This window comes from Streptomyces sp. NPDC002018, from assembly GCF_042890865.1.
Classification (GTDB): Bacteria; Actinomycetota; Actinomycetes; order Streptomycetales; family Streptomycetaceae; genus Streptomyces.
On record NZ_JBIASO010000002.1, the window covers coordinates 217,900 to 243,462 of the forward strand.

Sequence of the window (25,563 nt, forward strand, 5' to 3'; positions counted from 1 at the left end):
CCGGGCCGACCGGCCGGGCAGACCTGCCCGCCGGTACGAACGGGCCCGAGCCCTTTGCGGCCAGGGCCAGGGACAGGCCCGGGGGCCAGAGGCAGGCCCTACGAAAGGCCCTGGGCGCGTCCGCCCGCGCCGGGCACCGGGAACGCGCCGGACGCGCGCCGGGTGATCTCGCCGTAGATCTCCGGATCGGTCGTGCACGCGCCGAGTTCCACGGACTTCCGGCTGCCGTGGTAGTCGCTGGAGCCGGTGACCAGCAGCCCGAGATCGGCGGCCTGGCCGCGCAGCCGGGCCCGGGTCGGCGCGTCATGGTCCGTGTGGTCGACCTCGATCCCGTCCAGACCGGCGGCGGCGAGCCGCTCGACGGCGGAGTCGGGCACGACCGCACCGCGCTTGACGGCCTGCGGATGCGCGAAGACGGTGACCCCGCCCGCGGCCTTGACCAGGCGGATCGCCTCGAACGGATCGAACTCGTGCTTCTCCGCGTAGGCGCGCCCGCCATTGCCGAGCCACTCGGACGTGAAGGCGTCGGACACGGTCGCGACGACTCCGAGTTCGACCAGCGCGGTGGCGATGTGCGGACGCCCGAGGGAGGCGTCACCCGCGATCCGGGCCACCTGCTCCCAGGTGATCGGGACGCCCAGCTCCTGGAGTCTGGTGACCATCGCCCGCGCCCGGGGCACCCGGTCGTCCCGCACCAGCTCGCGTTCGCGCAGGAACTCGGGCTCGAACGGGTCGAAGAGGTACGCGAGCATATGCAGCCCGACGCCGTCGAGCCGGCAGGACAGCTCGGCACCGGTCACCAGGGTGAGATCCCGGTCGAGGTCCGCGAGCGCGGCGATCGCCTCGGCGTGGCCGCGCGCGGAGTCGTGGTCGGTCAGTGCGACGACATCGAGCCCGGCGGCAGCCGCGTTGCGCATCAGTTCGGCCGGAGTGTCCGTACCGTCCGAGGCGGTGGAGTGGGTGTGCAGATCGATGCGCACGACGCGTACTCCGGAGGCTCGGGGCGGACAGGGACGCTCCAGGATAACGGGAGATTCGAACACCAGGGACGCCGTCGGCCCGCCTCCGCCCGGCCCGCGAGACGCGGCGCACGTCATGACGGGCGCCGGGGAACAGCCGGGGAGCACAACAGGCTCAGGAGGCACGGGAGATGGAGATACGGAGGCGAGGGAAGCCCCGAGCCACGGGGAGGGCGCCCCGGACCGTGGGCAGGGAGACGACGGCGACGAGCAACAACGACGGCGACGGCTACAGCTACAGCTACAGCTACGGTCAGTTCAGCAGCCGGGGCGACAGCGCCCCGCAGGGCAGCAGTTCCACCTCGGCGCCCGCGTCCCGCAGATCGGTCAGCACCAGCTCGTCGTAGAGCAGCAGTCCCGACTGCTCGGGCCAGACGATCGCCCACAGCCACAGTCCCAGCGCCTCGCCCGCGAAGACCGCCCGGTCGGCCGGGGCCTGGGCGACATGCCAGAGCGGGGTGGGCCGGCCCGCGGCGAGCAGCTTGGCCTGCGGGGGTTTGTCGACGCCGATGTGCGGTCCGGGGTCGGGGCCGTCGATCCCCGCGTACCGGGCGCCCAGCCCGACCCCCAGCTCCTCGGCGACCAGCAGCAGTTCTCCCGTACCGCCGAGCGGTCCGGGTCCCGAGCAGGCGACGGCGGTGGCCCTGCCCCCGCTGCGGTCGTCGCCCGCGTACGCCACCCCGGTGAACAGCCAGCCGACGGGCAGCGGCCAGGGCATCCAGACCGGGACCTGCGCACGGTGCACCACGACACCGAGGGCCTCGACGCTGGGCGGTATCACGGGCTGGAGCGGATGCACGGTGCCGTGCACATCGCACTGCCAGGAGTCGGCGAAAAGACCGGGCGCCCTGACCCGGCCACCGCACTTCGGGCAACTGGGTTCGCCCCTCATAGCGCCCCACGGTCCTCCCCGGCCGACGCCGCGTCAAGGACGATCACCCGTCCGGAGGGAGTCGCGGCGCGACTGAACATGACGCGTCCCTCATCCGTGGGGCGGCCGGGAGCCGGTCCTGAGGCCTCCGGAGACCGGTGCCGAGGTGCCGGGGATCAGTCCAGAGGTACGGAACGGCGCAGCGGATCGCGCAGATCCGTGCCGTGCGCCAGCCAGCGCTCCTGGAGCTCCCGCGCGCCCCTGACCCGTTTCCACGCCGCCTCGTTGGGGGTCATCGGCAGCAGCGGCAGAAACCGTACGGGCTCCAGCGGAGCGTCCAGTTCCAGGTCCGGCACCAGGCCCCCGGACTCCCCCACCAGGACCGACTGGAAGGGCGCCCCCGGCCAGAGCGGCGCCCCGAGGTCCAGCGAGCCGCCCGAGGCCACGACCACGCCCTCGACCTGCGGGGACGCGGCGAGTGTGGCCAGCGGACGGAGCACCTGGTCGGTCTCCGCGAGCCCGGCCCGCACGGTGAGGATCAGCTCCGCGCGCGGCCCCTTCACCGGATCGGCGAGCAGCGCCGAGGGGTCCGCCATCGGCTGCGCGGACATCCCGAGCGTGGCGTACCGCACCACACCGGGGCCCCCGGCGGAGGCACCGTCCGCCGGCCCGCTCCGGGAGCCCTGGAAGCGCAGCACCTCGATACGGTCCGTCCCCAGGAAGGTCACCGCGGCCCGTGCGTCCGGTTCACCCAGCGCCGCGCACAGCCCGGCCTCCACCAGAGCGAGAATTTCTGCCATACGGCGAGCATAGATCGCGTAAGAATCGGGCAAGGGAAGGGATTGACGTCTGTCTGCTGATAGTCTTGGCCGCTGGTCGGGACAGTACGCAGAAGCGTCACTCTCCAGTCCCGACGTCACGTCATCCCCCACGGGGGACCGGCCGGAGGAGGTGGGGCTGCGGTGGATCGAAGTCACCCGGCCAATACCAACCGCTCTTCCGCCCCGTGTTCGTCCCGTTGACCCGGGTCCCGGGGATCTGAGGCCTCACACCCCGTCCAGGCACGGCACCTCGCACGACGGAAGAGCACTTCTTTTCTCGCCTGTGTTTTCCGCCTGTCTGTAGCGAACGCCGTCACCGCGACCCCGCGGTGCCGCCCGCTTTGCGGACGTACCGCACCACGTCCCCATTCCGGGCTGTGCCACCTCGCCGACGGCCTCTCCGTGAAGGAGCCCGCCATGTCGATGATCCGAGACCTGCGCGCAGCGGTCCGCCCGGCCCTGCGCAAGAGCACCGCCGCCTACGGCAAGTACGACTCGTACGACGCCACCCGTGACCCGTCCGCGTCGAGCGCGGTGGTCGACTGCGCGGTCTACCGCAAGGGCCGGCGGGTGATGGAGGACCCCTGTGTCACGCCCCACGAGGCGATGCTGCGGGTACGGGACGGCGGCGGCTTCGCCTGGATCGGCCTCCATGAGCCGACCGAGGAGGAATTCGCCGGTATCGCGGCCGAGTTCGGGCTGCACCCGCTGGCGGTCGAGGACGCGGTGCACGCGCATCAGCGGCCCAAGCTGGAGCGGTACGACGACACCCTGTTCACGGTCTTCAAGACCATCCACTATGTCGAGCACACCGAACTGACCGCGACCAGCGAGGTCGTGGACACCGGCGAGGTCATGTGCTTCACCGGACGGGACTTCGTCATCACCGTCCGGCACGGCGGCAAGGGTTCGCTCCGCGCCCTGCGCCACCGGCTGGAGGAGGACGAGGAGCTGCTCGCCAAAGGGCCCTCGGCCGTACTGCACTCGATCGCCGACCATGTCGTCGACGGGTACATCGCGGTGGCCTCGGCCGTGCAGGACGACATCGACGAGGTCGAGATCGATGTCTTCTCCGCGCCCGCGAAGGGCAGCCCGCGCGGCTCGGACGCCGGGCGGATCTATCAGCTCAAGCGTGAGGTGCTGGAGTTCAAGCGGGCCGTCTCCCCGCTGCTGCGGCCGATGCAGTTGCTGAGCGAGCGGCCGATGCGGCTGGTCGACCCCGACATCCAGAAGTACTTCCGCGATGTCGCCGACCATCTCGCGCAGGTGCACGAGCAGGTCATCGGCTTCGACGAACTGCTGAACTCGATCCTCCAGGCGAATCTGGCGCAGGCGACCGTCGCGCAGAACGAGGACATGCGCAAGATCACATCATGGGCGGCGATCATCGCGGTGCCGACGGCCATCTGCGGGGTCTACGGCATGAACTTCGATCACATGCCGGAGCTCCACTGGAAGTTCGGCTATCCGATGGTGCTCGGCGCGATCGCGATCGCCTGTGTGACCATCCACCGCACGCTCAAGCGCAACGGCTGGCTCTAGGGCCTCTCGTGTGGATCCTGCCCAGGCCCTGCCCAGGCCCAGCCCAGGCCTGTCGGGCCGCCCGGCACCGGCCGTGTCCGGATCCGGGCCGGGTGCGCCCGTTAAGCTGCGGGCATGACGGATCCGCAGCTCGGCCCGGCGCTTGTCGAGGAGGCCACCAAGAAGTCCGGCCTCATCTGGGTACGGGGCCCGGGGCCCGCGCGTGCCCTGTGGCACATCTGGCACGAGGGCGCCGCCTGTCTGGTCGGGGACGGTCCCGTGGAACAGCCTCTGCCGGGCCTCGCGGACGGCTCCACCGCCGAGGTGACCGTACGGAGCAAGGACAAGGGCGGCCGGCTGGTCACCTGGACCGCGGCCGTCACCGAACTGCCCCCGCACACGGAGGCCTGGGAGAGGGCCGTCGCCGAGCTGAAGGGCAAGCGGCTCAACGCGACGGACGCGGACGGGATGACGGAGCGCTGGGCGCGTGAGTGCCGGGTGCTGCGGCTGGCGCCCCAGGACATGACCACCGAGCTGCCGTCGGACTCGCTGGCGGCCGTGCCCCTGCCGACGGCGGCGACCACCCGCCTGCCCGTGCCCGCCTCGCTCGGCCGGCTGCTCCTGAAGCGCGCGAAGAAGCGCTAGGGCCGGGGCCCGACCCAGCCAGATCCAGACGAAAGACCCTAGTCCTCGGCCTTCGGCAGGCTTCTGCCGTAGTCGACGGTCTCGCCCTTCGCCGGGGCCTCCAGCACGAAGTCCTTTCCCCAGTCGGAGAGGGTGACCGTCCCGGCACCGCCCGCGCGCACCAGTTGCAGCGGGTACGGCACGCCCTCCAGGGAGACGTCCAGCGTCCCGCCGTCGCCCTCACCGCCGTTGACCTTGATGGTCCGCAGCCCGCCGATACGGTCGCGGTCACCCTTGGTCAGCTTGCCGTGCAGCGTCAGTATCCCGTCGAGCAGCACATTCTTGTCCGTGAAGCCGCTGAGCTGCTTGTACGACGGGTCGTCGTCGGGGACCCTCACATACTTGTCCTGGAGCTTGTCCGCGACCGCGGCGTCCGATTCGCTGGGCTCGTCGCCGCCGCCCGCGTCCTGGTCCTCATCGTCGTCCGCATGGCTCCAGAACCCGGCGTCGGCCTTCAGATACAGCTCGTCCTCGATCCGCAGGAGCTGGAAGGTGCTGTCCTTCGAGATCACCGAACCGATGCCGCCGTCCGCCTTGAGCTGCATATTGAGCTTGTAGGTCTCCCCGTTGCTCACCAGCGAGCCGGAGAGCCGGACCGCGCTCGCGCCGCCCGCCGCGGACTGCGCCTTTCTCTCGATCTCGGTGGCGGTGAGCTTGCCAACACCGTTCGTCCCCTCGTCCGGATCCTCACCGCACGCCGTGAGTACGGCGGCCAGCCCCGCGCAGAGCGCGACGGGGAGTGCGGCCCGGCGCATACGGCCGGACGACAGGAGAAGGGACACAGACACACTGCCTCTCATGCACGGTGGCGGGTGGCAGACCGCAGCGTACCCGGGCTGTCCGCACCGCTCGACAGAGAGCCGTACGCACGCCGTACGGACCGTTCCACCAGGCCGTACCGCACCGGTACGGGCTAGCCTGAACCCGTTATCGCGCTGGATAGAAGGACATTCAGGGACAAGGAGGCGCGCGCTATGGCAGCCGGCGCTCCTCGGGTCTTCGTCTCGCATCTGGCCGGTGTGCCGGTCTTCGATCCCAGCGGCGATCAGGTGGGCCGGGTCCGCGATCTGGTGGCGATGCTGCGGGTCGGCCGGCGGCCGCCGCGGCTGCTCGGTCTGGTCGTCGAGGTGCTCAGCCGGCGCCGGATCTTCCTGCCCATGACGCGTGTCACCGGCATCGAGTCGGGCCAGGTGATCACCACGGGGGTGCTGAACGTACGGCGCTTCGAGCAGCGTCCGACCGAGCGTCTGGTCCTCGGTGAGCTGCTCGACCGCCGGGTGCGGCTGGTGGACAGCGGCGAGGAGGTGACGGTCCTCGACGTCGCCGTCCGCCAGCTCCCGGCCCGCCGCGACTGGGAGATCGACAAGGTCTATGTACGGCGCGGCAGGAAGGGCGGCGCGCTGCGGCGGCGCGGGGAGGCGCTGACCGTGGAGTGGTCGGCCGTCACCGGTTTCTCCCTGGAGGAGGAGGGGCAGGGCGCGGAGAACCTCGTCGCCACCTTCGAGCGGCTGCGCCCGGCCGATCTCGCCAACGCGCTGCACCATCTCACGCCGAAGCGGCGGGCCGAGGTGGCCGCGGCGCTCGACGACGACCGGCTCGCGGATGTGATGGAGGAGCTGCCCGAGGACGACCAGGTGGAGATCCTCGGCAAGCTGGAGGAGGAGCGCGCGGCCGATGTCCTGGAGGCGATGGACCCGGACGACGCGGCCGATCTGCTCTCCGAGCTGCCCGAGGTGGACAAGGAGCGGCTGCTGACACTGATGCGTCCGGACGACGCGGCGGACGTACGGCGGCTGATGGCGTACGAGGAGCGGACCGCGGGCGGTCTGATGACGACCGACCCGATCGTGCTGCGGCCCGACGCGACGGTCGCCGACGCGCTGGCCCGGGTGCGCCAGCAGGACCTCTCCCCCGCGCTCGCCGCGCAGGTCTATGTGTGCCGGCCGCCGGACGAGACACCGACGGGCCGGTATCTGGGCACGGTCCACTTCCAGCGGCTGCTGCGGGAGCCGCCGTACACCCTGGTCAGCTCGATCGTGGACAGCGATCTGCCGCCGCTCGACCCCGAGACCCCGCTCTCGGCGATCACCAGTTTCCTCGCGGCGTACAACATGGTCTCGGCGCCCGTGGTGGACGACGGCGGGGCGCTGCTCGGCGCGGTGACCGTCGACGACGTCCTCGACCACATGCTGCCGGACGACTGGCGCGAGACGGACTATCACGGCCTGGAGGAGGCGGTGGGCCGTGATGAGTGAGCGTCGTACGGGTGGCGACAAGGACGGCGGCCGGGACCACGCGCGGTCCGTTCCCGGCATGGGGTCCACGGCGGTGTCGCGCGGCAGCCGGAACCGGCTGGACCAGCCGCTGACCCCGCGGCGCAAACTGCTGCCCGACTACGACCCCGAGGCCTTCGGGGTGCTCTCGGAGCGGATCGCCCGTTTCCTGGGAACGGGCCGCTTCATCGTCTGGATGACGCTGATCATCATCGTCTGGCTCGTCTGGAACATCACCGCCCCGGTCTGGCTGCGCTGGGACCCGTACCCGTTCATCTTCCTGACGCTGATGCTGTCCCTCCAGGCCTCGTACGCCGCGCCGCTGATCCTGCTGGCCCAGAACCGCCAGGACGACCGGGACCGGGTCACCCACGAGCAGGAGCGCAAGCAGAACGAGCGCTCCATCGCGGACACGGAGTATCTGACCCGGGAGATCGCGGCGCTGCGGATGGGCCTGGGGGAGGTCGCCACCCGCGACTGGATCCGTTCCGAACTCCAGGATCTGCTGCGGGACATGGTGGAGCACCGTGTGGTGTTCCCCACCGAGACCGGCCACGGACGCGAGGAATCCGATCGCTGACGGGCTTTCCCGCCGCGGTCCCGGGCGCCGTACCATCTCGGTATGGCTACCGACACGTACGGAACCACCGTCCCCGCGGAAGAGGCGGTGCGCGCCGCGCTGGCGACGGTGAACGACCCCGAGATCCACCGGCCGATCACCGATCTGGGCATGGTCAAATCGGTGGAGATCGGCGCGGACGGCGCGGTGGCTGTCACGGTGTATCTCACGGTCTCCGGCTGCCCGATGCGCGACACCATCACCCGGAGCGTGACGGACGCGGTGGCCGGGGTCGCGGGTGTCACCCGGGTCGAGGTGACACTGGACGTGATGAGCGACGAGCAGCGGCGCGAGCTGGCGTCGTCGCTGCGCGGCGGCACCGCGGAGCGCGAGGTGCCGTTCGCCAAGCCCGGCTCGCTGACCCGGGTGTACGCGGTGGCGTCCGGCAAGGGCGGGGTCGGCAAGTCCTCGGTGACGGTCAACCTGGCCGCGGCGATGGCCGCCGACGGGCTGAAGGTCGGAGTGGTCGACGCGGACATCTACGGCCACAGCGTGCCGCGGATGCTCGGCGCGGACGGGCGGCCCACCCAGGTCGAGAACATGATCATGCCGCCGTCGGCGAACGGTGTGAAGGTGATCTCCATCGGTATGTTCACCCCGGGCAACTCGCCGGTGGTGTGGCGCGGGCCGATGCTGCACCGCGCGCTCCAGCAGTTCCTCGCGGATGTGTACTGGGGCGATCTGGATGTGCTGCTGCTCGACCTGCCGCCGGGGACGGGCGATATCGCGATCTCGGTGGCGCAGTTGGTGCCGAACGCCGAGATCCTGGTGGTCACGACCCCCCAGCAGGCCGCGGCCGAGGTCGCGGAGCGGGCCGGCTCCATCGCCGTACAGACCCATCAGAAGATCGTCGGCGTGGTCGAGAACATGTCGGGTCTGCCCTGTCCGCACTGCGACGAGATGATCGATGTCTTCGGCACCGGCGGCGGCAAGCTGGTCGCCGAGGGGCTGACGAGGACGACCGGTGCCACGGTGCCGGTGCTGGGCTCGATCCCCATCGACGTACGGCTGCGGGAGGGCGGGGACGCGGGCAAGCCGATCGTGCTCTCCGACCCGGACTCCCCGGCGGCCACGGCGCTGCGTGAGATCGCGGGCAGGCTGGGCGGCCGCCAGCGCGGTCTGGCGGGCATGTCGCTGGGGATCACCCCGCGCAACAAGTTCTGACGGACCCACGGCCCCGCCACGGCCGTACGACGGGCATGGCATGGGTAAGGGGCGACCGCCAGGGCGGTCGCCCCTTACCTCTTCGCCGCTTACCCGTTCGCCCCTCACCCGTTGCCGGACGCCGTACGGGCCGTGGACCCGCGGGGCGGACTACGCGGGGCGGACTACGCGGCGTACGAGCGGATGTCCTCGATCGCCGAGAACCCGAGGCCGTAGGCGCTCATCCCGCGTCCGTAGGCCCCGAGGTGCACGGCGCCCTTCGGTGACCCGGCCAGCACCCAGCCGAACTCGGACTCGCGGTAGTAGAAGGGCGTCGGCACCCCGTCGACCGGCAGCGAGAGCGCCGACCAGGCGGGCCCCTCCAGATCGTCGGCCAGTTCGAACGCGGCCTCCGTCTGCTGCTTCAGCCAGTCGTCGCGCAGTGTGTGGTCGAGCTGCGGCGGCCAGGTCGAGGAGAGCAGCGCCGAGCCGGCCAGCCAGGCCGCCGAGGAGGCGGTGATGGCATCGAGATGGCCGCTGCCGTCACCGCTGCGGCGCTCGGGGCTGACGGCGACCGTGACCACCACCGCGAAGCGCTCCTGGTCCGCCGAGGGGTCCGGCCTTATCGACGGCTCCTCCCCATGACCGGTGGAGCCGTGCCGTACGGCGCCGTCGGCCGTGGCTCCGACCTGCATCAGCCAGCGCGGCCCGGTGAACGCCTCGTCCAGCCCGTACCAGGGGAACGGGGCGCGCAGATAGTCCGCGACCGTACGGCCGGCGAGCGCCGGCACTCCCCGGGCGGTGGATGAGCCGGCGCTCCGCGCCTCTGTCCGGCTTGTCGTCTCCATCTGGCCGGCGCCTCCTCGATCTCGTACGTCCGCAGCGGCCCGCCCCCTACGGGCGCCTCACTGCCGGACAGATGGAGGATAGCCATCCCGTCCCGGCTCGCCGGGATTGATGTCGTTCAGGTGGCGTCTGCGTCGAAGGGCGGACGGTCGTCCCGAGCGGGCCGGTCGGGCTTCTTGAGCAGGTCGGGAGTGCCGGCGGAACCGTTCGCCGAGGTGACGGGAGCCACCGGCGCGTCCGACACGGAGCCACTCTCATGGCCGTTCACCGCGTCGGTCACCTCGGCCATCTCCTTGCGGAGGTCGAAGCTGCTGCGGATCTCCTTCAGCCCCAGATCGTCGCCGTCCATGAGCTGCTTGCGGACGAACGTCTTGGGGTTGAGGTCCTCGAACTCGAAGTCCTTGAACTCGGGGCCCAGCTCGGAGCGGATGTCCTCCTTGGCGCTCTCGGAGAAGTCGCGGATCTTGCGGATGAAGCGGGAGACGTCCTGGATGACCTTGGGCAGCTTCTCCGGGCCGAACACGAGCACCGCGAGGACCACGATCGTGACCAGCTCAAGTGCGCCGATGTCATTGAACACCTTGCTGCTCCTTGTTGTTCTCCAGGTCCGCGGACGGAGGTCGATGGCCGTCCTGGCCTGAAGCGGTCGAGGTCCGGGCCGCTCCACGGTACCTGCCGCACCTGTCCGGGCGGTACCTTCGGGTGACCGTCAGGTGCCGTCCGCGGAGCCCAGGGCCACCGTCAGGGTCCTTTCCCGGCCGCCGCGCAGGAGCGTCAGCTCCAGCCGGTCCCCGGGGCGGTGGGCGCGGATCTTGACGATCAGCTCCTCGCCGCTGTGCACCCGCTGGCCGTCCACGGCGGTGATGACGTCGCCCGCCCTGATCCCGGCACGGGCGGCGGGGCCCCCGGGGGTGACCGCGGAACCGCCGTCGGCGCCCTCGGTGCCGACCCGGGCGCCGTCGCCCGCGTACTCCATGTCCAGGCTGACCCCGATCACGGGGTGGGTGGCCTTGCCGGTGTTAATCAGCTCCTCCGCGACGCGCTTGCCCTGGTTGATGGGTATCGCGAAGCCGAGGCCGATGGATCCCGACTGACCGCCGCCGAGGCCGCCGCCGCTGTCGGCGGCGCGGATGGCGCTGTTGATGCCGATGACCCGGGCCTGGCTGTCCACCAGGGGGCCGCCCGAGTTGCCGGGGTTGATCGGGGCGTCGGTCTGGAGGGCGTCCACATAGCTCACATCGCTGCCGTCGCCGCTCTCACCGCCCGCGGTGATGGGGCGCTCCTTGGCGCTGATGATCCCGGAGGTCACCGTGTTGGACAGGTCGAAGGGGGCGCCGATGGCCACGACCGGATCACCGACCTGGACATTGTCGGAGTTGCCCAGCGGCAGGGGCTTGAGTCCGGATACCCCGGTGACCTTGACGACGGCGAGGTCGTAGCCGCTGTCCTTGCCGACCAGTTCGGCCCTAACGGTCTGGCCGCCGCTGAACGTGACCGATATCTCGCCCGAGGATCCCGCGGGCTGGACGACATGGTTGTTCGTCAGGATGTGGCCCTGCTGGTCGAGGACGAAGCCCGTGCCGGTGCCCTGCTCGTCGCCGCCGCTGACATGGAGGGTGACCACACTGGGCAGGGCGCTGGCGGCGATGCCCGCGACGCTGTCGGGGGCCCGGCCGCCGGGCTCCCGGTCCGCCTGCGGGAGTTCGACGCTGGTGAAGCCGCCGTTGCGCTCGATGTACGCGCCGACCGCGCCGCCCAGGACACAGCCCGCGAATCCGAGCAGGACGGCGCCGGCCACCCCGGCCCGGCGCCGCTTGGCCGGCCGCGGCTCACCGTGGTGGGTCAGGGGCTGCGGGCCGGGGCCGGGGGCGGCGGTGTTCCACGGGTCGTACTGGAGCCACTGCGTCGTGCGGGGCCCCTGCTGAGGCCGGCCCTGATGGGGCGGTGGCTGGGGCTGGGACTGTTGCGGGGGCCCCGGCGGGGCCGGGTAGCCGGGCGGGGGCGGCGGGCCGTCGTGCGGACCGTGGGCGCCGGGGGCGCCAGGAGCGCCGTGCGGACCGTGGGCGCCGGGGGCGCCAGGAGCGCCGTGCGGGCCCTGTGCGCCCGCGTACGGCGGTGGCAGCGGGGTGCCGTGCGCGGGGGTCGGGAGCTGTACGGGCGGCGCGGGCGCCCAGGGCCCCGGCCCGCCGTAGGGCGGTGTGCTGTATTCGTCGGGCTCGTGCAGGGGCTGCGGCCGCTGCTGCGGTACGTGGGCCTGATCCCCGCGCGGTACGGGGGCCTGATCGGCCGGCACCGGTACGGGCGTGACTGGACCCGAGGGCGCGTCCACGGGTACCGGGCCGCGGTCGGCGGGCCCGGCGGGCCCGGGAGCGTGCTCGGCGGGCCCTGACACCCCGTCGTCGGCGGCGGAAGGCAGCCGCGCCGTCCCGTCGTCACCGGGGGCCGACGGCACCTCGGGCTCCCCCGGCACCGCACGCCCCGCCGGGGGACGGCTCCACCACTTCGCCTCGGGTCCGGTGGGCTTCCCGTCGTCCATGCTCTCCCCGCAACTGCCGCTCCGCGCCCCGACAGAGGCACCCCTGCGAAGGATTCAACCAGGTTTACGAACGTCCGCGCAGGGGGCCGCTCAGCGCCGGGTCGAGAGCGTGCCGGCGGGCAGTGTCGGCGCCGCGAGCTGAGTGGGGTTGGGCGTGGCCGTGTACAGGGCCTCGGAGGCCGCGTCGATCTGGACGGCCGGGTCCGCGGGCCGGATCAGCGGGGACTGCGCGCCCATCAGGATGCTCGGCGCGAACGGATGCTCGGAGAGCGTCTGGGTCTGGAACACCCCGGGAGGGGCCACGGTGGCCGGACGGTCCACGGAGTGCGGCAGAAGCCCGCCGCCGCCCTGGCGCCGACCCGGCTCGGTGCCCACCGCGGTGGTGGTGCCGGGGGCCCGCAGGGGCGTCACACTGTTGCCCGAGCCCCGTGGCAGGGCGTCGGCGGCCGTACCGAGCGGCATCGTGCCGCCGAGGGCCATCGCGGCGAACGACACCGCGCTGGCGGCGGCGAAGGCGAAGCGGCGTCCGCGCCAGGGCGAGCGCTCGGCCTCCTGGCGGCCGACCTCATGGATGCGGAAACCGGAGCCGCCGGGCAGCACACCCGCGTGGGCACCGGCCGGGACATAGCCGAAGCCGTCCGTACGCACCCCGAAGACGCCCTCACCGAAGCGCCCCCCGTCGAACAGCCCCTTCGCGTCGTCGTCGTCCCCGGGAGGTCCGCCGGGCAGTCCCTGGAGCCGCGCGAGGAGTCCCGCGGAGGGCATCGGCGGGGCCGTCTCCGCGAAGACGCTCTTCAGCCGTCGCTGGGCGTCGGCCTCCGCCTTGCACTTGGCGCAGGTCGCGAGGTGGGCCAGCACCCGCTCGCGCGCGTCATGGTCCAGCTCTCCGTCCACCAGGGCGGCGAGCCGGTCGCCCAGGTGGTGTTCGGCGGGGGTCGGGCTTGTGCCACTCACGCCGCTCCGCCCTCCCCGGCCACACTCACAAAGGCGCGCTGCTCGGCTCGGGCCTCGGGCGAACGGTGCTGAAGGGCCTTGCGCAGATGCGAGCGGCCGCGGTGGATCCGGCTCCGTACGGTGCCGAGCTTCACACCGAGCGTGGCCGCGATCTCCTCGTACGAGAGTCCCTCGATGTCACAGAGCACCACGGCCGCGCGGAACTCGGGCGCGAGGGTGTCCAGCGCATGCTGGACGTCCGCGTCGAAGTGGGTGTCGTGGAAGGCCTGCTGGGGCGACGGCTCACGGCTGGGCAGCCGCTCCGCGGCGTCGTCACCGAGCGCGTCGAACCGGATCCGCTGCTTCCGGCGCACCATGTCCAGGAAGAGATTGGTGGTGATGCGGTGCAGCCAGCCCTCGAACGTGCCGGGGGTGTAGGTCGACAGCGAGCGGAAGACCCGGACGAAGACCTCCTGGGTCAGGTCCTCGGCATCGTGCTGATTGCCCGTGAGGCGGTAGGCGAGGCGGTAGACACGTCCGCTGTGCGTGCTGACGATCTCCTCCCAGCTGGGAGGCGTCCACGCCTGCGATTCCGCATCCGATGCGAAGGTCGCGGTCACTGCGGAGTCGTTGGAGCGAGAACGGTCAGCGAAGTTGGTCACGGATCTCGGCTTGCCGGCCGACCTGAGACAGCGCATCAGCACTCCTCCCCGATCCACAGGCGCAGCCGCACCTCCCCTGTCGGCTCTGGTGGTGTCCAGTGGAGCCCCTACCATAGCCACTCCGCCCGTTAGCTCCGGATAAGAATCTTTACGCGAAATTCGGACCGGCCACCACGCGGAATCCGAGCTGATGACGAGGAGGCCACACCTCTTCATAACGCCCGGTCCCATCTGCGGGTTCCCGGGCGCAGCGGATACAGTCACCGTTGCGCCGCCAACGGGGACAAGGAGAGGGTCATTACCGCCAACCGGCAGACGAGCTGGGCGTTCGCCGACGCCTTTGTCGCCGAGGACGAAGCACTGCGCTGGGCCCGGGACCGGGCCCGGGAGACAGGGCTCCGCTCGGTGTCACCAGGCACCGGAGCCGCGCTGCGTCTGCTCGCCGCCACGCTGGACGCCAAGGCGGTGGCCGAGATCGGCACCGGCACCGGTGTCTCGGGAACGTATCTGCTCCTGGGGATGCGGCCGGACGGCGTGCTGACCACGGTCGACACGGAGCCCGAGCGCCAGCAGTTCGCCCGGCAGGCCTTCCGGGCGGCCGGCTTCGCGGGCAACCGCGCGCGGTTCATCCCGGGCCGGGCCCTGGACGTACTGCCCCGGCTCGCCGACGGCGGATACGACCTGGTCTTCTGCGACGGGGACCGCCTGGAGTGCCTGGACTACCTCGCTGAATCGTTGCGGCTGCTCCGGCCCGGCGGGCTCGTCTGCTTCGAGGGCGTCTTCGCGGACGGCAGGACGGTCGACTCCGCGGCCCAGCCCGCCGAGGTGCTGCGGCTGCGGGAACTGCTGCGGACCGTACGGGAGAGCCCGGAGCTGCTGCCCACGCTGCTGCCGGTGGGCGACGGGCTGCTGTGCGCGGTACGGCGCGGCTGACCCGACGGGACGGGCCCTTGCGGCACCGGGACGGGACCCGCGCCGGATTCGGGGCCGGGGCCGTGACGGCGTGGGACGCGTACACCCCGGGCGCGGGACGCGACGCTTCCGGAAGGAACATCACACTGCCCCGGTACGGACTCTCATCCGTGCCGGGGCAGTGTCGGTGCCGGTCCGCGGGCGGCCGTGCACCCCGAAGACTGTGAGCCTTCCGCTCAGCCGACGACCTTCTTCAGCGCGTCGCCCAGCGCATCCGCCTCGTCCGGAGTCAGCTCGACGACAAGCCGACCGCCGCCTTCGAGCGGAACGCGCATGACGATGCCCCGCCCCTCCTTGGTCACCTCGAGCGGGCCGTCGCCCGTTCGCGGCTTCATGGCCGCCATGCTCGTTCCCCTTCCTGAAACCAGCTCATCGCAGCCGGCGGCCCCATGACAGGCGCTGTGTCACCGGCATCGAACACATTGCTTCCAGCCCATTATCCCGCATGGCGGGACCCGATGACCAACATCGGGCGGCATCGCTTATGCAACGCGCTCTCCCAAAACCACCCAATTCGGCGGTCCGCCTGCGATACTTCGCCACCGCGTGCTCCGGGCCGGCCCGACATTCTTAGACGCAGGTCACATGCCCGTCGCGGTGATCTCCGCCATGCTGGGGCCCGACAGGACTGCCCGAGCCGCGAAGGGGACCCGATCATGGCCGACACCGTGCTCTACGACGTGACCGACGGACTGGCAACGATCACGATCAACCGGCCCGAGGCCATGAACGCGTTGAACGTCGAGGCCAAGGTCGCCCTCAGGGACGCGCTGCGGGCCGCCGCCGCCGACGACGGGGTACGGGGTGTCCTGCTGACCGCCTCGGGCGACCGGGCGTTCAGTGTGGGGCAGGACCTCAAGGAGCACACGGCCCTGCTCGCGGCGGACCGTGAGAGCGGCTCCGGGGACACCATGAGCACCGTACGGGAGCACTACAACCCGATCCTGCGGGCGATCACCGAGATGCCCAAGCCCGTGGTGGCGGGGGTCAACGGGGTCGCGGCGGGCGCGGGTCTCGGCTTCGCGCTGGCGGCCGACTACCGGGTGGTGGCGGACACGGCGTCGTTCAACACCGCGTTCGCGGGGGTGGCGCTGACCGCGGACTCCGGCGTCTCCTGGACGCTGCCCCGGCTGGTCGGCCGCGGCCGGGCGACCGATCTGCTGCTGTTCCCGCGCTCGGTCAAGGCCGCGGAGGCGTGCGAGCTGGGCCTCGTCGGCAAGCTGGTGCCCGCGGCCGATCTCCCGGCCGAGGCGGCGGCGACGGCCCGTGCCCTCGCCTCGGGCCCCACGCTCGCGTACGCGGCGCTGAAGGAGTCCCTGGCGTACGGCGCGGCGCACCCGCTGGCGCGGACGCTGGAGAAGGAGGACGAACTCCAGACCAGGGCGGGCGCGTCGGAGGACCACGCGATCGCGGTGCGGGCGTTCCTCGCGAAGGAGAAGCCGACGTACGTGGGCCGCTGACGGCCGGGGCGGCCGGGGTGGGCGGCGCGACCGGCGCGGGTCCGGGCGGTCGGGGCGGTCTGCGAGGGGGGTGCGGCGGGCCCGTGAGCGGCCGGGCGCGCCCCGCGGGCGTCCCCGTCAGGGGGTGCGGAACTCGCAGGCGGCCAGATGGTCGTTGACCAGACCGCAGGCCTGCATGAGGGCATAGGCCGTGGTGGGTCCCACGAAGCGGATACCGCGCTTCTTCAGGTCCTTCGCCAGCGCCGTGGACCCGTCCGTGACCCCGGGGACGTCGGCCGTCGTCCGGGGGGCCGGCCGGGCCGGGTCGGGGGCGTGGGACCAGATCAGCGTGGTCAGCTCTCCGGCGGGCCAGTCCGCCAGGACGCGCGCGTTAGCGAGGGTCGCGTCGATCTTGGCGCGGTTGCGGATGATCCCCGGGTCGGCGAGCAGCCGCTCGCGGTCCGCCTCGGTGAACTCGGCCACGGACGCGATCTTGAAGGAGGCGAACGCCGCGCGGAACCCCTCACGCCTGCGCAGGATCGTGATCCAGGACAGACCCGACTGGAAGGCCTCCAGGCTCAGCCGCTCGAAGAGCGCGTCGTCGCCGCGTACCGGCCTGCCCCACTCGGAGTCGTGGTACGCGACATAGTCCTCCGTGGAGAGCCCCCACGGGCAGCGCAGCCGCCCGTCCTGCCCCGCCACGACGACGCCGGCGCTCATCGGCCGCTCTCCTCTCCCGGCTTCTTGAACAGGTCGGGAGAGGAGACCGCCGTCGCCTGGACCCCGGCGAGGGCGGCCTCCAGCTCCGCGATCCGCGCGTCCCGCTCCGCCAGCTCCGCGCCGAGCCGGCCGAGCACATCGTCCACCTCGGCCATCCGGTAGCCGCGCAGACCGAGCGGCAGCCGGAGCGCCTCGACATCGGCGCGGCCGACGGGACGGGCCATGGGCAGGGGGTCCACCAGCCGGTCGGGCGCGGCCTCCGGCAGGACCGGCTGGTCTCCGCCGCCGATGACCGCGAGCGTGACCGCGGCGACGACCACGACCATCGCGATGAGCAAGAACAAGAACACGAGCTTCTCCCCTGGCAGGAAAACGTCCGGTGCCGATCGTGCCATGGGAAGGCGGTCGGGTTCCGACCGGCCGCGGGACAGGGCCTAAGGTCGCAGGCGAGCGAACGCGAGGAGGACACAGGGGATGCGCGGCGGAACTCTGCGGCTGGGACGGCGGGAATTCGACCCGTACGAGCCGGTGATCATGGCGATCGTCAACCGGACCCCGGACTCCTTCTACGACCAGGGCGCGTCCTTCCGCGACGAGCCGGCCCTCGACCGGGTGGAGCGCGCGGTGTCCGAGGGCGCCGCGATCATCGACATCGGCGGGGTGAAGGCGGGGCCCGGGGCGGAGGTCACGGCGGCGGAGGAGGCACGCCGTACGGTCGGTTTCGTCGCCGAGGTGCGCCGCCGCCATCCGGACGTGGTGATCAGCGTCGACACCTGGCGGCACGACGTGGGCGAGGCGGTCTGCGAGGCGGGCGCCGATCTGATCAACGACGCGTGGGGCGGCGTGGACCCGAAGCTCGCCGAGGTCGCCGCCCGGTACGGCGCGGGGCTGGTCTGTACGCACGCGGGCGGGGCCGAGCCCAGGACCCGGCCGCACCGGGTCGCCTACGACGATGTGATGGCGGACATCCTGCGCGTGACGCGGGGACTGGCGGAGCGCGCCCTGGAGCTGGGCGTGCGCCGGGACGGGATCGTCATCGACCCCGGGCACGACTTCGGCAAGAACACCCGGCACTCGCTGGAGGCGACCCGCAGGCTGGGCGAGATGGCGGAGACCGGCTGGCCGGTGCTGGTCTCGCTGTCCAACAAGGACTTCGTCGGCGAGACGCTCGACAGGCCGGTCAAGGAGCGGCTGATCGGCACCCTGGCGACGACGGCGGTGTCCGCGTGGCTCGGGGCCCGGATCTACCGGGTCCACGAGGTGGCGGAGACCCGGCAGGTGGTGGACATGGTGGCGGCCATCGCCGGTCACCGCCCCCCGAAGGTGGCCCGCAGGGGCCTGGCCTGACCGGCGGCCCGGCCCGCCGCCCGCCGGGGGTGGCGGGAAGACAGGGGGCGAGAGGCCGCCTCCCCACCGAAGCGGGGCGGGGCCGCCGCCTCCGTACCGAGGTACCAAGGGGCCGCCTCCGTACCGAGGCACCGACGAGCCGCCTCCGCGCCCGCCCGCTGTGCCCTACTTGCCCGTTACTTGCCCGTTTCCTTGGTGACCAGGGCGACCGCCTCGTCCACGTCGTCCGTGACATGGAACAGCAGCAGGTCCTTCTCCGACGCCTTGCCCTGCGCGACCACGGTGTCCCGCAGCCATTCGACGAGCCCGCCCCAGTACGCCGTGCCGAACAGCACGATCGGGAAGCGGGTCACCTTGCGGGTCTGGACCAGGGTGAGCGCCTCGAACAGTTCGTCCAGCGTGCCGAGGCCGCCCGGCAGCACCACGAAGCCCTGCGCGTACTTCACGAACATGGTCTTGCGGACGAAGAAGTAGCGGAAGTTCACACCGATGTCGACATGCGGATTGAGTCCCTGTTCGAAGGGCAGCTCGATCCCCAGCCCCACGGAGATCCCCTCCGCCTCCCGGGCCCCCTTGTTCGCGGCCTCCATCGCGCCGGGGCCGCCGCCCGTGATCACCGCGAAGCCGGCGTCGACGAGCGCCGCGCCGATCCGGGTGCCCGCCTCGTACTCGGGGGAGCCGACCGGGGTGCGCGCGGAGCCGAAGACACTGATGGCGCTGGGCAGTTCGGCGAGCGCGCCGAAGCCCTCGACGAACTCCGACTGGATGCGCATCACCCGCCAGGGGTCGGTGTGCACCCACTCCGAGTCGCCCTCGGTGTCCAGCAGCCGCTGATCGGTCGTACCGGGCTGCACCTGCTCCCGTCTGCGGATCACCGGTCCGAGCCGCTGTTCCTCAGGCTTCCGCGCTCCGTCAGGCATGCCCATGACCCGCTCCCTCCGCCGCTGTGCGTTGTTCTGGGCAAGGGTAGGTCCCTGGGCGTGACAAACGGCGAAATTCCGGCGGACGATCAGACCGTCACTTGGTGAGCCAGTCGCGCAGGCGCTCCTCGCAGTGAGTGATCCGCTCGACGGCCACCCGCTCGTCGCGCTTGTGGGCGAGCAGCGCGTTCCCGGGACCGTAGTTGACCGCGGGCACCCCGAGACCGCCGAACCGCGAGACATCCGTCCAGCCGAACTTGGGCCGCGCCGTACCGCCCACGGCGGCCATGAAGGCGGCGGCGGCCGGGTGCGAGAGACCGGGCAGCGCCGCTCCCGAGTGGTCGTCCACGACGAACTCCGTCACTCCGCAGCCGGCGAAGACCTCATGGACATGTGCGAGGGCCTCCTCCGCGCTGCGGTCCGGGGCATAGCGGTAGTTGACCGTGACCGTGCAGGCGTCGGGAATGACGTTGTTGGCGACACCGGCCTCGATCCGTACGGCGTTGAGCCCTTCCCGGTACTCCAGGCCGTCGATCACGGGCCGGCGCGCCTCGTAGGCGGCAAGGCGTTCCAGGATCGGCGCGGCGGCGTGAATGGCGTTGGAGCCCATCCAGCTCCGCGCGGAGTGTGCGCGCTCCCCAGTGGTACGGAGAAGGATCCGCAGCGTGCCCTGGCAGCCGCCCTCGACCTCCCCGTCGGACGACTCCAGCAGCAGGGCGAAATCGCCCTCCAGCCAGTCGGGGTGGGCCTGCGCCACATGTCCGAGACCGTTGCGGTCCGCGTCGACCTCCTCGTTGTCGTAGAAGACGAAGGTGAGATCGCGGTTGGGCTCGGGGACCGTCGCGGCGATACGGAGCTGGACGGCCACCCCGGACTTCATGTCGCTGGTGCCGCAGCCCCACAGCATCCCGTCCTCGTCCAGGCGCGAGGGCACATTGCCGGCGATCGGGACGGTGTCGATATGACCGGCCAGGATGATGCGCTCGTCCCGTCCCAGCCGGGTCCTGGCGACGACGTTGTTGCCGTGCCGGTCGACGGTGAGATGGGGCAGGGTACGCAGCGCCTGCTCGATCGCGTCGGCGAGCGGCTTCTCGTCGCCGCTGACCGAGGGGAAGTCGACCAGGCGAGCGGTGAGCCGCGGGCCGTCCAGAGTGAGGTCCAGCACGTTCTCAGACATGGTGCGACCCTAATCCACCGCTTATGGATGTCCGGCCCGTGGATATCCGGCCCGTGACCGCCCGCCCCATGGGGTGGGCACCCATGGTGCCGGGCACCGTGCATGCCCGGGACCCCGGTCCCGGCAGGGGTGGTCCGGGGCCGGCGGAGGGGGTGGCGGCCCGGGGCGGCGACCCGGGGCCGGCGGGGCGGTGGTCCCGGGTCGCCGGGGCGGTGGTCCCGGGCCGGCGGGGCGGCGATCCGGGCGGCGGCGGGGCGGCGATCAGGGCGGCGGCTCCCGGGATCCGGCGCCGGTGGAGGTGATCCGACTCCAGTACGGTGGGCGCGTGTCCGAGACCGCTTCCCCCGCCCGGCGCGGCCGCCTCCTGCGGATCGCCGCCGCTCTCGCCGTACTGCTGGCCCTGGCCGGGTATCTGGCGGTGCAGTACCTGTCCGGCGGCGGGGGCCCTCCCCGGTGTGTGGTCCGGGCCACGGACGCGGAGGGCGACAGCGGTGGGGGCGACAGCGGTCCGGTCTACGAGATGAGCCCGGAACAGGCAGCGAACGCGGCGACGATCTCCGCGGTGGGCACCACCCGGGGGCTGCCCGAGCGCGCGGTCACGATCGCGCTGGCGACGGCCCTCCAGGAGTCCGCGCTGCGCAATCTGAACCACGGCGACCGCGATTCGCTCGGCCTCTTCCAGCAGCGTCCCTCGAAGGGCTGGGGCACGCCGAAGGAGATCCTCGATCCGGTCTACTCGGCGGGACAGTTCTACGACCATCTCGTCGAGGTCCCCGGCTACTCCCGGCTGCCGCTCACCGAGGCGGCCCAGCGGGTCCAGCGCAGCGGCTTCCCGCAGGCGTACGCGAAGCACGAGCCGGACGCCGCGCTGCTCGCGGCGGCGCTCACCGGCCGGTCCGCGGCCTCGCTGACCTGTTCCGTGCCGAGTGCCGCGACGCCGGGCGATCCGGCGCGGGTACGGGCCGCCCTGGAGCGCTCCTTCGGCGCCGGGGTACGGTCCGCCGGCTCGGGCGCCGAGGTGTCCGTGCCCGTGTCCGCGACGACCGGCACCGACACCGCGGACACGACCGCGGACACCGGTTCGCGCGGCGGCCGTGCGGGCGGGGGCCCGTCGTCGCGGCGCGGCTGGGAGCTGGCGCACTGGGCGGTGGCGCAGTCCGCCGTCCTGCGGATCGACGAGGTCTCCTACGCGGGCCGGGTGTGGAGCGCGAAGGAGGCGGACCGGGGCTGGCGGCGCTCGGACGCCCCCGGCACGGCCACGGACGAGGTCAGGATGCGCACCGCGCGCTGAACCCCTCCCGCGCTGAGCCCCTCCCGCTCTGAACCCCTCCCGCGCTGCGCCGCTCCCGCGCCGAGGCATCTGCCCGCCTCCGGGCAGTCCGGCATACCGGGCGATATCGCTTATCGCTCAGCAGTACGGCCGACCACCCGGACGGACGAGTCGTCCGCTCTTCCGACGGCATCTCTTCCGATGATTCGGCACCACCGACCCCCTGTGCCACAACCCTTGCGGGAACAGGGAAGTGACGGTTCGCCGGACACTGCGGGACACCCGCTTTTGCCCGCTTTCGCCCCTCACCGACAATACGACGCGTTACCAATTCTTTACCCTGGCGCGCCGCAACTTCCGTCGCCCCTCGGGGGGTTGTCATGACGTCCGATCGCCGGACAAGCACTGTTTCCCTCCCGTCGAAGGAGCATCATGACCCTCCCCCTGACCCGTCGGATCGCCCGTGCCGCGCTGCTCGTCGCCGCCGGCGCAGCCCCCGTGGTCGGTGCGGCCGGCAGTGCGAGCGCGGCGGCGCTGCCGCAGACCCCCGACCTGGGCGCGGTGAGCGCGCTCGACGGTGCCGCCGTGGGCAGCACCGTGGACCGCGGCGCGCGGCAGACCACCGATGTGGCGGGCGACCTCGGCAGCAAGGCCGTCAAGAAGGGCGTCCCCGCGGCGGGCAGGACCGTCGGCGCGGTCGGCAAGACGGCGACCCCCGCCGTTCAGAAGGTGGCCGGTGACACCGCGGGAAGCGCCGGTGCGGTGGTGGGCGACACCGCCTCGACCGCCACGAGCACCACCGGGGCGGCCCCGACCGGGGCCCTCGTGGGCGGTCTGCCGGTCGGCGGACTGCCGATCGGCGGCTGACACGCCCCGCGCGTAGGCGCGGAGCACACAGATACCGCAGAGGTGTGTGGGGTGTACGGGGAGGGCCCGGGGAGCAGCAGCTCCCCGGGCCCTCCCCGTCCCCGTCCCGTCTCAGCCCAGCCGCTTGACCGCCGCGTCCACGCGCTCGTCGGTGGCCGTCAGCGCCACCCGCACATGGCGCGCGCCCGCGGGACCGTAGAAGTCGCCGGGGGCGACCAGGATGCCCAGCTCCGCGAGGTGCGCCACGGTGTCCCAGCACGGCTCGTCGCGGGTCGACCACAGATAGAGGCTGGCCTCGCTGTGGTCGATACGGAAGCCGTGCGCCTCCAGCGCGGCGCGCAGCGCGGCGCGGCGGGCGGCGTACCGCGCACGCTGTTCCCGTACATGGGTGTCGTCACCGAGCGCCGCCACCGTCGCCGCCTGCACGGGCGCGGGGGTCATCATCCCGCCGTGCTTGCGGACCTGGAGCAGCTCGCCGAGGACGGCCGCGTCACCCGCAGCGAACGCGGCGCGGTATCCGGCGAGATTGGAGCGCTTGGAGAGCGAGTGGACGGCGACGATCCCCTCGTACGTACCGCCGCTGACATCCGGGTGCAGGACGGACACCGGCTCGGCCTCCCAGCCCAGCTCCAGATAGCACTCGTCGCTGAAGACCAGCACCCCGTGCTCCCGCGCCCAGGCCACGATCCGGGCGAGCGCGTCCTTGGCCAGCACCGCTCCGGTCGGGTTCGACGGCGAGTTCAGCCAGAGGAGCTTCACGTCCTCCAGCCCGGCGCTCGCGGGGTCGGCCGCGAAGGCCTCCATGTCGTACGGAGCGGGCTCGGTGCCGGCGAGCCGCGCGCCCACCTCGTACGTGGGGTACGCGAGGCGCGGATGCGCGACCCGGTCGCCCGCGCCGAGGCCGAGCTGCGTCGGCAGCCAGGCCACCAGCTCCTTGGAGCCGAGCACCGGCAGTACGTTCGCGTGGGTGACCCCGCGCGCGCCGAGCCTGCGCTCCACCCAGCCGGTCAGCGCGTCGCGCAGCGCGACCGTGCCCCACACCGTCGGATACCCGGGTGAGTCGGCGGCCCCGATCAGCGCCCGCCGGATCAGCTCGGGGACCGGGTCGACGGGGGTGCCGATGGACAGGTCGACGATCCCGTCCGGGTGAGCCGTGGCCCGCGCCTTGTGAGGCTCCAGCTTGTCCCAGGGGAAGAGGGGAAGGCTCGAAGAGACTGGGGACACGTGCTCACTCTTTCTCGTACGCGCTCGTACCGGGTCCGCGCCGGGTTCGGAAACAGCGCCGGGTTCGGAAACACCCCGGTCCCGTACGGCACGCGCCGTACGGGACCGGGAGGCGCGCTGTCAGCCGTTCTGGGGCGGCAGCGCGGCGATGAAGGGGTGGTCACGCTCGATCAGGCCGAGCTTGGAAGCACCGCCGGGCGAACCGAGCTCGTCGAAGAACTCGACGTTCGCCTTGTAGTAGTCCTTCCACTCCTCCGGGGTGTCGTCCTCGTAGAAGATGGCCTCGACCGGGCAGACCGGCTCACAGGCTCCACAGTCGACGCATTCGTCCGGGTGGATGTACAAGGACCGGGAGCCCTCGTAGATGCAGTCGACCGGGCACTCCTCGATGCACGCCTTGTCCTTGACGTCGACACAAGGCTGCGCGATGACGTAGGTCACGCTGTCGTTCCTCCTCGATAGGGCGCGGCGGGCCGATCTGCGGCTCCGTCCACGGGCGCGCGGGAGCGCGGCGTCGTCGATGCCCGCATCTAGTATCTCCGTTCTTGAGCACGATCCGAACAGGAGGGGCGGACAGAGCTGTGGAATTCACTGCGGGCGGACGGCTCCGGGTCCGGCTGACCCCGGCTGACGTGGGCAAACGTGTATCAGTCAGACAGATGGTGGAGGGCGGCGCGGGGACCGAGAAGTTCACCGACACGGTCGGCGTTCTCACATCGTGGGACAAAGGTGTGCTGCTGATCACACGCCGTACCGGTGAGAGCGTCGAGGTCCCCGAGTCGGCCCTGGTCGCGGGGAAGGTCGTGCCGGAGGCACCGGCCAGGCGCCGGGGGCCCGCGGCGGACTTCGAGGAGCTGACACGGGTCGGCGCCCGCGCCTGGCAGCCGGTGGAGAGCGAGCCGCTCGGCGGATGGCTGCTGCGGGCCGCTGCCGCGCCGGTCCCGGAGCCGGACGGGGGCCCACCCGCCGGGGCCGCGCCGCGGCGCAGGGCTGGCTTCACCCGGCGGGCCAACTCCGCCCTGCCGCTCGGTGACCCGGGGGTGCCGCTGGACGAGGCGCTGGAGCGCGTACGGCAGTGGTACGGGGAGCGGGGGCTGCCCGCGTATGTGCAGGCCGCGAACGGTGCGAAGGGGACCCAGGAGCGGCTGTGCGCGGAGCTGGAGCGGCGCGGCTGGCGCCCGGAGGTGACCGCGGAGGTACGGATCGGGGCGCTCGCGCCGCTCGGGGACCCGGCCACCGGTACCGCCGGTGCCGCCGATCCGGCCGGCACCGCTGCCGCGGCCGACGCCGCCGTCTCCCGCGTACGGCTCGACCGCTCCGTCGAAGCGGCCACCGGCTGGCTCCAGCGTTACCAGCGGTCGAGTGTGCCCGGCCCCCATGTGCTCCACGTACTGGGCAGCGGCCCTTCTGTGTGGTTCGCCTCGGTACCCGGGACGGCGGACATTCCCGCGGCCATCGGCCGCTGTGTGGTCGACGGACGCTGGGCGGGATTCATGGCGGTGGAGGTCGATCCGGCCCACCGTCGCCAGGGGCTGGCGACGGCCGTGATGACCGCGCTCGCCCGGCGCGCGCTGGAGGAGGGCGCGTCGGCCGCCTGGCTCCAGGTGGAGTCGGACAACGACGGGGCCCGCGCGCTGTACGACGGGATGGGCTTCGCCGTCCACCACCGCTACCACCACTTCCGATCCCCCTGAGCGGG

The 25,563-nt window shown here is 72.2% G+C and carries 26 protein-coding genes and 1 pseudogene; 11 read left to right on the forward strand and 16 right to left on the reverse strand.

Features of this window, described 5'->3' with window-relative positions; all coding sequences use genetic code 11:
* Positions 1-98 precede the first annotated feature (98 nt).
* The 3 genes from ACFYYH_RS04445 to ACFYYH_RS04455 form a co-directional block, all read right to left on the reverse strand.
* On the reverse strand, positions 99-980 hold the full coding sequence (locus tag ACFYYH_RS04445; RefSeq protein ID WP_388545755.1) for a PHP domain-containing protein: 882 nt from the start codon (positions 978-980) through the stop codon (positions 99-101).
* Positions 981-1,272: 292 nt separating this feature from the next.
* On the reverse strand, positions 1,273-1,911 hold the full coding sequence (locus tag ACFYYH_RS04450) for a DUF6758 family protein (protein ID WP_388545757.1): 639 nt from the start codon (positions 1,909-1,911) through the stop codon (positions 1,273-1,275).
* A gap of 155 nt (positions 1,912-2,066) precedes the next feature.
* On the reverse strand, positions 2,067-2,690 hold the full coding sequence (locus tag ACFYYH_RS04455) for a suppressor of fused domain protein (protein ID WP_388545759.1): 624 nt from the start codon (positions 2,688-2,690) through the stop codon (positions 2,067-2,069).
* A gap of 438 nt (positions 2,691-3,128) precedes the next feature.
* Here ACFYYH_RS04455 and ACFYYH_RS04460 point away from each other — a divergent pair, with 438 nt between their 5' ends.
* Both ACFYYH_RS04460 and ACFYYH_RS04465 read left to right on the forward strand, forming a co-directional pair.
* On the forward strand, positions 3,129-4,253 hold the full coding sequence (locus tag ACFYYH_RS04460; protein WP_388545762.1) for a magnesium and cobalt transport protein CorA: 1,125 nt from the start codon (positions 3,129-3,131) through the stop codon (positions 4,251-4,253).
* A gap of 114 nt (positions 4,254-4,367) precedes the next feature.
* On the forward strand, positions 4,368-4,877 hold the full coding sequence (locus ACFYYH_RS04465) for a hypothetical protein (RefSeq protein WP_388545764.1): 510 nt from the start codon (positions 4,368-4,370) through the stop codon (positions 4,875-4,877).
* Between the two features lie 38 nt (positions 4,878-4,915).
* Here the strand turns inward: ACFYYH_RS04465 and ACFYYH_RS04470 are convergent, their stop codons facing one another.
* The gene (locus ACFYYH_RS04470; protein ID WP_388546332.1) at positions 4,916-5,671 is read right to left on the reverse strand and encodes a hypothetical protein; all 756 of its coding nucleotides are present in this window, start codon (positions 5,669-5,671) and stop codon (positions 4,916-4,918) included.
* Between the two features lie 219 nt (positions 5,672-5,890).
* Here ACFYYH_RS04470 and ACFYYH_RS04475 point away from each other — a divergent pair, with 219 nt between their 5' ends.
* From ACFYYH_RS04475 to ACFYYH_RS04485, 3 genes are read left to right on the forward strand one after another with little or no spacing between them, the layout of a single operon-like run.
* Positions 5,891-7,171 (forward strand): magnesium transporter MgtE N-terminal domain-containing protein, encoded by a 1,281-nt coding sequence (locus tag ACFYYH_RS04475; protein WP_388545766.1) that lies wholly within the window; start codon positions 5,891-5,893, stop codon positions 7,169-7,171.
* A 58-nt stretch (positions 7,172-7,229) separates the two neighbouring features.
* Complete coding sequence (locus ACFYYH_RS04480) at positions 7,230-7,769, forward strand: DUF1003 domain-containing protein (protein WP_388546333.1); 540 nt, start codon at positions 7,230-7,232, stop codon at positions 7,767-7,769.
* Positions 7,770-7,811: 42 nt separating this feature from the next.
* The gene (locus ACFYYH_RS04485) at positions 7,812-8,972 is read left to right on the forward strand and encodes an Mrp/NBP35 family ATP-binding protein (protein WP_388545769.1); all 1,161 of its coding nucleotides are present in this window, start codon (positions 7,812-7,814) and stop codon (positions 8,970-8,972) included.
* Between the two features lie 164 nt (positions 8,973-9,136).
* On the opposite strand, the gene ACFYYH_RS04490 is transcribed toward ACFYYH_RS04485, so the two are convergent.
* The 5 genes from ACFYYH_RS04490 to sigE all read right to left on the reverse strand — a co-directional run bounded on the left by ACFYYH_RS04490 (position 9,137) and on the right by sigE (position 14,042).
* The gene (locus ACFYYH_RS04490) at positions 9,137-9,799 is read right to left on the reverse strand and encodes a hypothetical protein (RefSeq protein WP_388545771.1); all 663 of its coding nucleotides are present in this window, start codon (positions 9,797-9,799) and stop codon (positions 9,137-9,139) included.
* Positions 9,800-9,915: 116 nt separating this feature from the next.
* Positions 9,916-10,377, reverse strand: coding sequence for a sec-independent translocase (locus tag ACFYYH_RS04495; protein WP_388545773.1), 462 nt, complete (start codon positions 10,375-10,377; stop codon positions 9,916-9,918).
* Positions 10,378-10,506: 129 nt separating this feature from the next.
* The gene (locus tag ACFYYH_RS04500; protein ID WP_388545775.1) at positions 10,507-12,333 is read right to left on the reverse strand and encodes a trypsin-like peptidase domain-containing protein; all 1,827 of its coding nucleotides are present in this window, start codon (positions 12,331-12,333) and stop codon (positions 10,507-10,509) included.
* 90 nt (positions 12,334-12,423) lie between these two features.
* A complete protein-coding gene (locus ACFYYH_RS04505; protein ID WP_388545777.1) occupies positions 12,424-13,287 on the reverse strand; it encodes a zf-HC2 domain-containing protein in 864 nt (287 codons plus the stop codon).
* Complete coding sequence (gene sigE / locus ACFYYH_RS04510; protein ID WP_388545780.1) at positions 13,284-14,042, reverse strand: RNA polymerase sigma factor SigE; 759 nt, start codon at positions 14,040-14,042, stop codon at positions 13,284-13,286. Before sigE ends, ACFYYH_RS04505 begins: the two co-directional genes overlap by 4 nt.
* A gap of 152 nt (positions 14,043-14,194) precedes the next feature.
* Between sigE and ACFYYH_RS04515 the strand changes: the two are divergent.
* Positions 14,195-14,861: pseudogene (locus tag ACFYYH_RS04515) on the forward strand (O-methyltransferase).
* Positions 14,862-15,076: 215 nt separating this feature from the next.
* On the opposite strand, the gene ACFYYH_RS04520 reads toward ACFYYH_RS04515, so the two are convergent.
* Positions 15,077-15,244, reverse strand: coding sequence for a DUF3117 domain-containing protein (locus ACFYYH_RS04520; protein ID WP_003966491.1), 168 nt, complete (start codon positions 15,242-15,244; stop codon positions 15,077-15,079).
* Between the two features lie 312 nt (positions 15,245-15,556).
* Between ACFYYH_RS04520 and ACFYYH_RS04525 the strand changes: the two genes are divergently transcribed.
* A complete protein-coding gene (locus ACFYYH_RS04525; RefSeq protein ID WP_388545782.1) occupies positions 15,557-16,360 on the forward strand; it encodes an enoyl-CoA hydratase/isomerase family protein in 804 nt (267 codons plus the stop codon).
* 117 nt (positions 16,361-16,477) lie between these two features.
* On the opposite strand, the gene ACFYYH_RS04530 is transcribed toward ACFYYH_RS04525, so the two are convergent.
* Both ACFYYH_RS04530 and ACFYYH_RS04535 read right to left on the reverse strand, forming a co-directional pair.
* Positions 16,478-17,059, reverse strand: coding sequence for a DNA-3-methyladenine glycosylase I (locus tag ACFYYH_RS04530; RefSeq protein WP_388545784.1), 582 nt, complete (start codon positions 17,057-17,059; stop codon positions 16,478-16,480).
* Positions 17,056-17,454, reverse strand: a complete 399-nt coding sequence (locus tag ACFYYH_RS04535; RefSeq protein ID WP_388545786.1) for a DivIVA domain-containing protein — start codon at positions 17,452-17,454, stop codon at positions 17,056-17,058. Before ACFYYH_RS04535 ends, ACFYYH_RS04530 begins: the two co-directional genes overlap by 4 nt.
* Before the next feature lie 79 nt (positions 17,455-17,533).
* Here ACFYYH_RS04535 and folP point away from each other — a divergent pair, with 79 nt between their 5' ends.
* Positions 17,534-18,406 (forward strand): dihydropteroate synthase, encoded by an 873-nt coding sequence (gene folP / locus ACFYYH_RS04540; protein ID WP_388545789.1) that lies wholly within the window; start codon positions 17,534-17,536, stop codon positions 18,404-18,406.
* Between the two features lie 176 nt (positions 18,407-18,582).
* On the opposite strand, the gene ACFYYH_RS04545 is transcribed toward folP, so the two are convergent.
* Both ACFYYH_RS04545 and dapE read right to left on the reverse strand, forming a co-directional pair.
* Positions 18,583-19,332 carry a TIGR00730 family Rossman fold protein gene (locus tag ACFYYH_RS04545; protein ID WP_388545791.1) on the reverse strand — a complete coding sequence of 250 codons (750 nt, stop codon included), beginning with the start codon at positions 19,330-19,332 and terminating at the stop codon, positions 18,583-18,585.
* A gap of 91 nt (positions 19,333-19,423) precedes the next feature.
* Entirely contained in the window at positions 19,424-20,503 is a 1,080-nt protein-coding gene (gene dapE / locus ACFYYH_RS04550; protein ID WP_388545792.1) for a succinyl-diaminopimelate desuccinylase, read from the reverse strand.
* A 325-nt stretch (positions 20,504-20,828) separates the two neighbouring features.
* On the opposite strand from dapE, the gene ACFYYH_RS04555 reads away from it, so the two are divergent.
* Together ACFYYH_RS04555 and ACFYYH_RS04560 are read left to right on the forward strand one after the other, a co-directional pair.
* Positions 20,829-21,794 (forward strand): hypothetical protein, encoded by a 966-nt coding sequence (locus ACFYYH_RS04555; RefSeq protein WP_388545794.1) that lies wholly within the window; start codon positions 20,829-20,831, stop codon positions 21,792-21,794.
* A gap of 411 nt (positions 21,795-22,205) precedes the next feature.
* Positions 22,206-22,640 carry an ATP-binding protein gene (locus tag ACFYYH_RS04560; RefSeq protein WP_388545797.1) on the forward strand — a complete coding sequence of 145 codons (435 nt, stop codon included), beginning with the start codon at positions 22,206-22,208 and terminating at the stop codon, positions 22,638-22,640.
* A gap of 111 nt (positions 22,641-22,751) precedes the next feature.
* Here the strand turns inward: ACFYYH_RS04560 and dapC are convergent, their stop codons facing one another.
* Entirely contained in the window at positions 22,752-23,864 is a 1,113-nt protein-coding gene (gene dapC / locus ACFYYH_RS04565; RefSeq protein WP_388545800.1) for a succinyldiaminopimelate transaminase, read from the reverse strand.
* A gap of 120 nt (positions 23,865-23,984) precedes the next feature.
* A complete protein-coding gene (gene fdxA / locus ACFYYH_RS04570; RefSeq protein ID WP_003985062.1) occupies positions 23,985-24,305 on the reverse strand; it encodes a ferredoxin in 321 nt (106 codons plus the stop codon).
* Between the two features lie 140 nt (positions 24,306-24,445).
* On the opposite strand from fdxA, the gene ACFYYH_RS04575 reads away from it, so the two are divergent.
* On the forward strand, positions 24,446-25,558 hold the full coding sequence (locus ACFYYH_RS04575) for a GNAT family N-acetyltransferase (protein ID WP_388545803.1): 1,113 nt from the start codon (positions 24,446-24,448) through the stop codon (positions 25,556-25,558).
* Positions 25,559-25,563: the final 5 nt, after the last annotated feature.

Excerpts from the sequence above, each read along its gene's own strand:
- ACFYYH_RS04450 (WP_388545757.1), bottom strand. The coding sequence starts at position 1,911 with ATGAGGGGCGAACCCAGTTGCCCGAAGTGCGGTGGCCGGGTCAGGGCG.
- ACFYYH_RS04455 (WP_388545759.1), bottom strand. The coding sequence starts at position 2,690 with ATGGCAGAAATTCTCGCTCTGGTGGAGGCCGGGCTGTGCGCGGCGCTG.
- ACFYYH_RS04460 (WP_388545762.1), top strand. The coding sequence starts at position 3,129 with ATGTCGATGATCCGAGACCTGCGCGCAGCGGTCCGCCCGGCCCTGCGC.
- ACFYYH_RS04465 (WP_388545764.1), top strand. The coding sequence starts at position 4,368 with ATGACGGATCCGCAGCTCGGCCCGGCGCTTGTCGAGGAGGCCACCAAG.
- ACFYYH_RS04470 (WP_388546332.1), bottom strand. The coding sequence starts at position 5,671 with ATGCGCCGGGCCGCACTCCCCGTCGCGCTCTGCGCGGGGCTGGCCGCC.
- ACFYYH_RS04475 (WP_388545766.1), top strand. The coding sequence starts at position 5,891 with ATGGCAGCCGGCGCTCCTCGGGTCTTCGTCTCGCATCTGGCCGGTGTG.
- ACFYYH_RS04480 (WP_388546333.1), top strand. The coding sequence starts at position 7,230 with ATGGGGTCCACGGCGGTGTCGCGCGGCAGCCGGAACCGGCTGGACCAG.
- ACFYYH_RS04485 (WP_388545769.1), top strand. The coding sequence starts at position 7,812 with ATGGCTACCGACACGTACGGAACCACCGTCCCCGCGGAAGAGGCGGTG.
- ACFYYH_RS04490 (WP_388545771.1), bottom strand. The coding sequence starts at position 9,799 with ATGGAGACGACAAGCCGGACAGAGGCGCGGAGCGCCGGCTCATCCACC.
- ACFYYH_RS04500 (WP_388545775.1), bottom strand. The coding sequence starts at position 12,333 with ATGGACGACGGGAAGCCCACCGGACCCGAGGCGAAGTGGTGGAGCCGT.
- sigE (WP_388545780.1), bottom strand. The coding sequence starts at position 14,042 with ATGGTAGGGGCTCCACTGGACACCACCAGAGCCGACAGGGGAGGTGCG.
- ACFYYH_RS04520 (WP_003966491.1), bottom strand. The coding sequence starts at position 15,244 with ATGGCGGCCATGAAGCCGCGAACGGGCGACGGCCCGCTCGAGGTGACC.
- ACFYYH_RS04525 (WP_388545782.1), top strand. The coding sequence starts at position 15,557 with ATGGCCGACACCGTGCTCTACGACGTGACCGACGGACTGGCAACGATC.
- ACFYYH_RS04530 (WP_388545784.1), bottom strand. The coding sequence starts at position 17,059 with ATGAGCGCCGGCGTCGTCGTGGCGGGGCAGGACGGGCGGCTGCGCTGC.
- ACFYYH_RS04535 (WP_388545786.1), bottom strand. The coding sequence starts at position 17,454 with ATGGCACGATCGGCACCGGACGTTTTCCTGCCAGGGGAGAAGCTCGTG.
- folP (WP_388545789.1), top strand. The coding sequence starts at position 17,534 with ATGCGCGGCGGAACTCTGCGGCTGGGACGGCGGGAATTCGACCCGTAC.
- ACFYYH_RS04545 (WP_388545791.1), bottom strand. The coding sequence starts at position 19,332 with ATGGGCATGCCTGACGGAGCGCGGAAGCCTGAGGAACAGCGGCTCGGA.
- dapE (WP_388545792.1), bottom strand. The coding sequence starts at position 20,503 with ATGTCTGAGAACGTGCTGGACCTCACTCTGGACGGCCCGCGGCTCACC.
- ACFYYH_RS04560 (WP_388545797.1), top strand. The coding sequence starts at position 22,206 with ATGACCCTCCCCCTGACCCGTCGGATCGCCCGTGCCGCGCTGCTCGTC.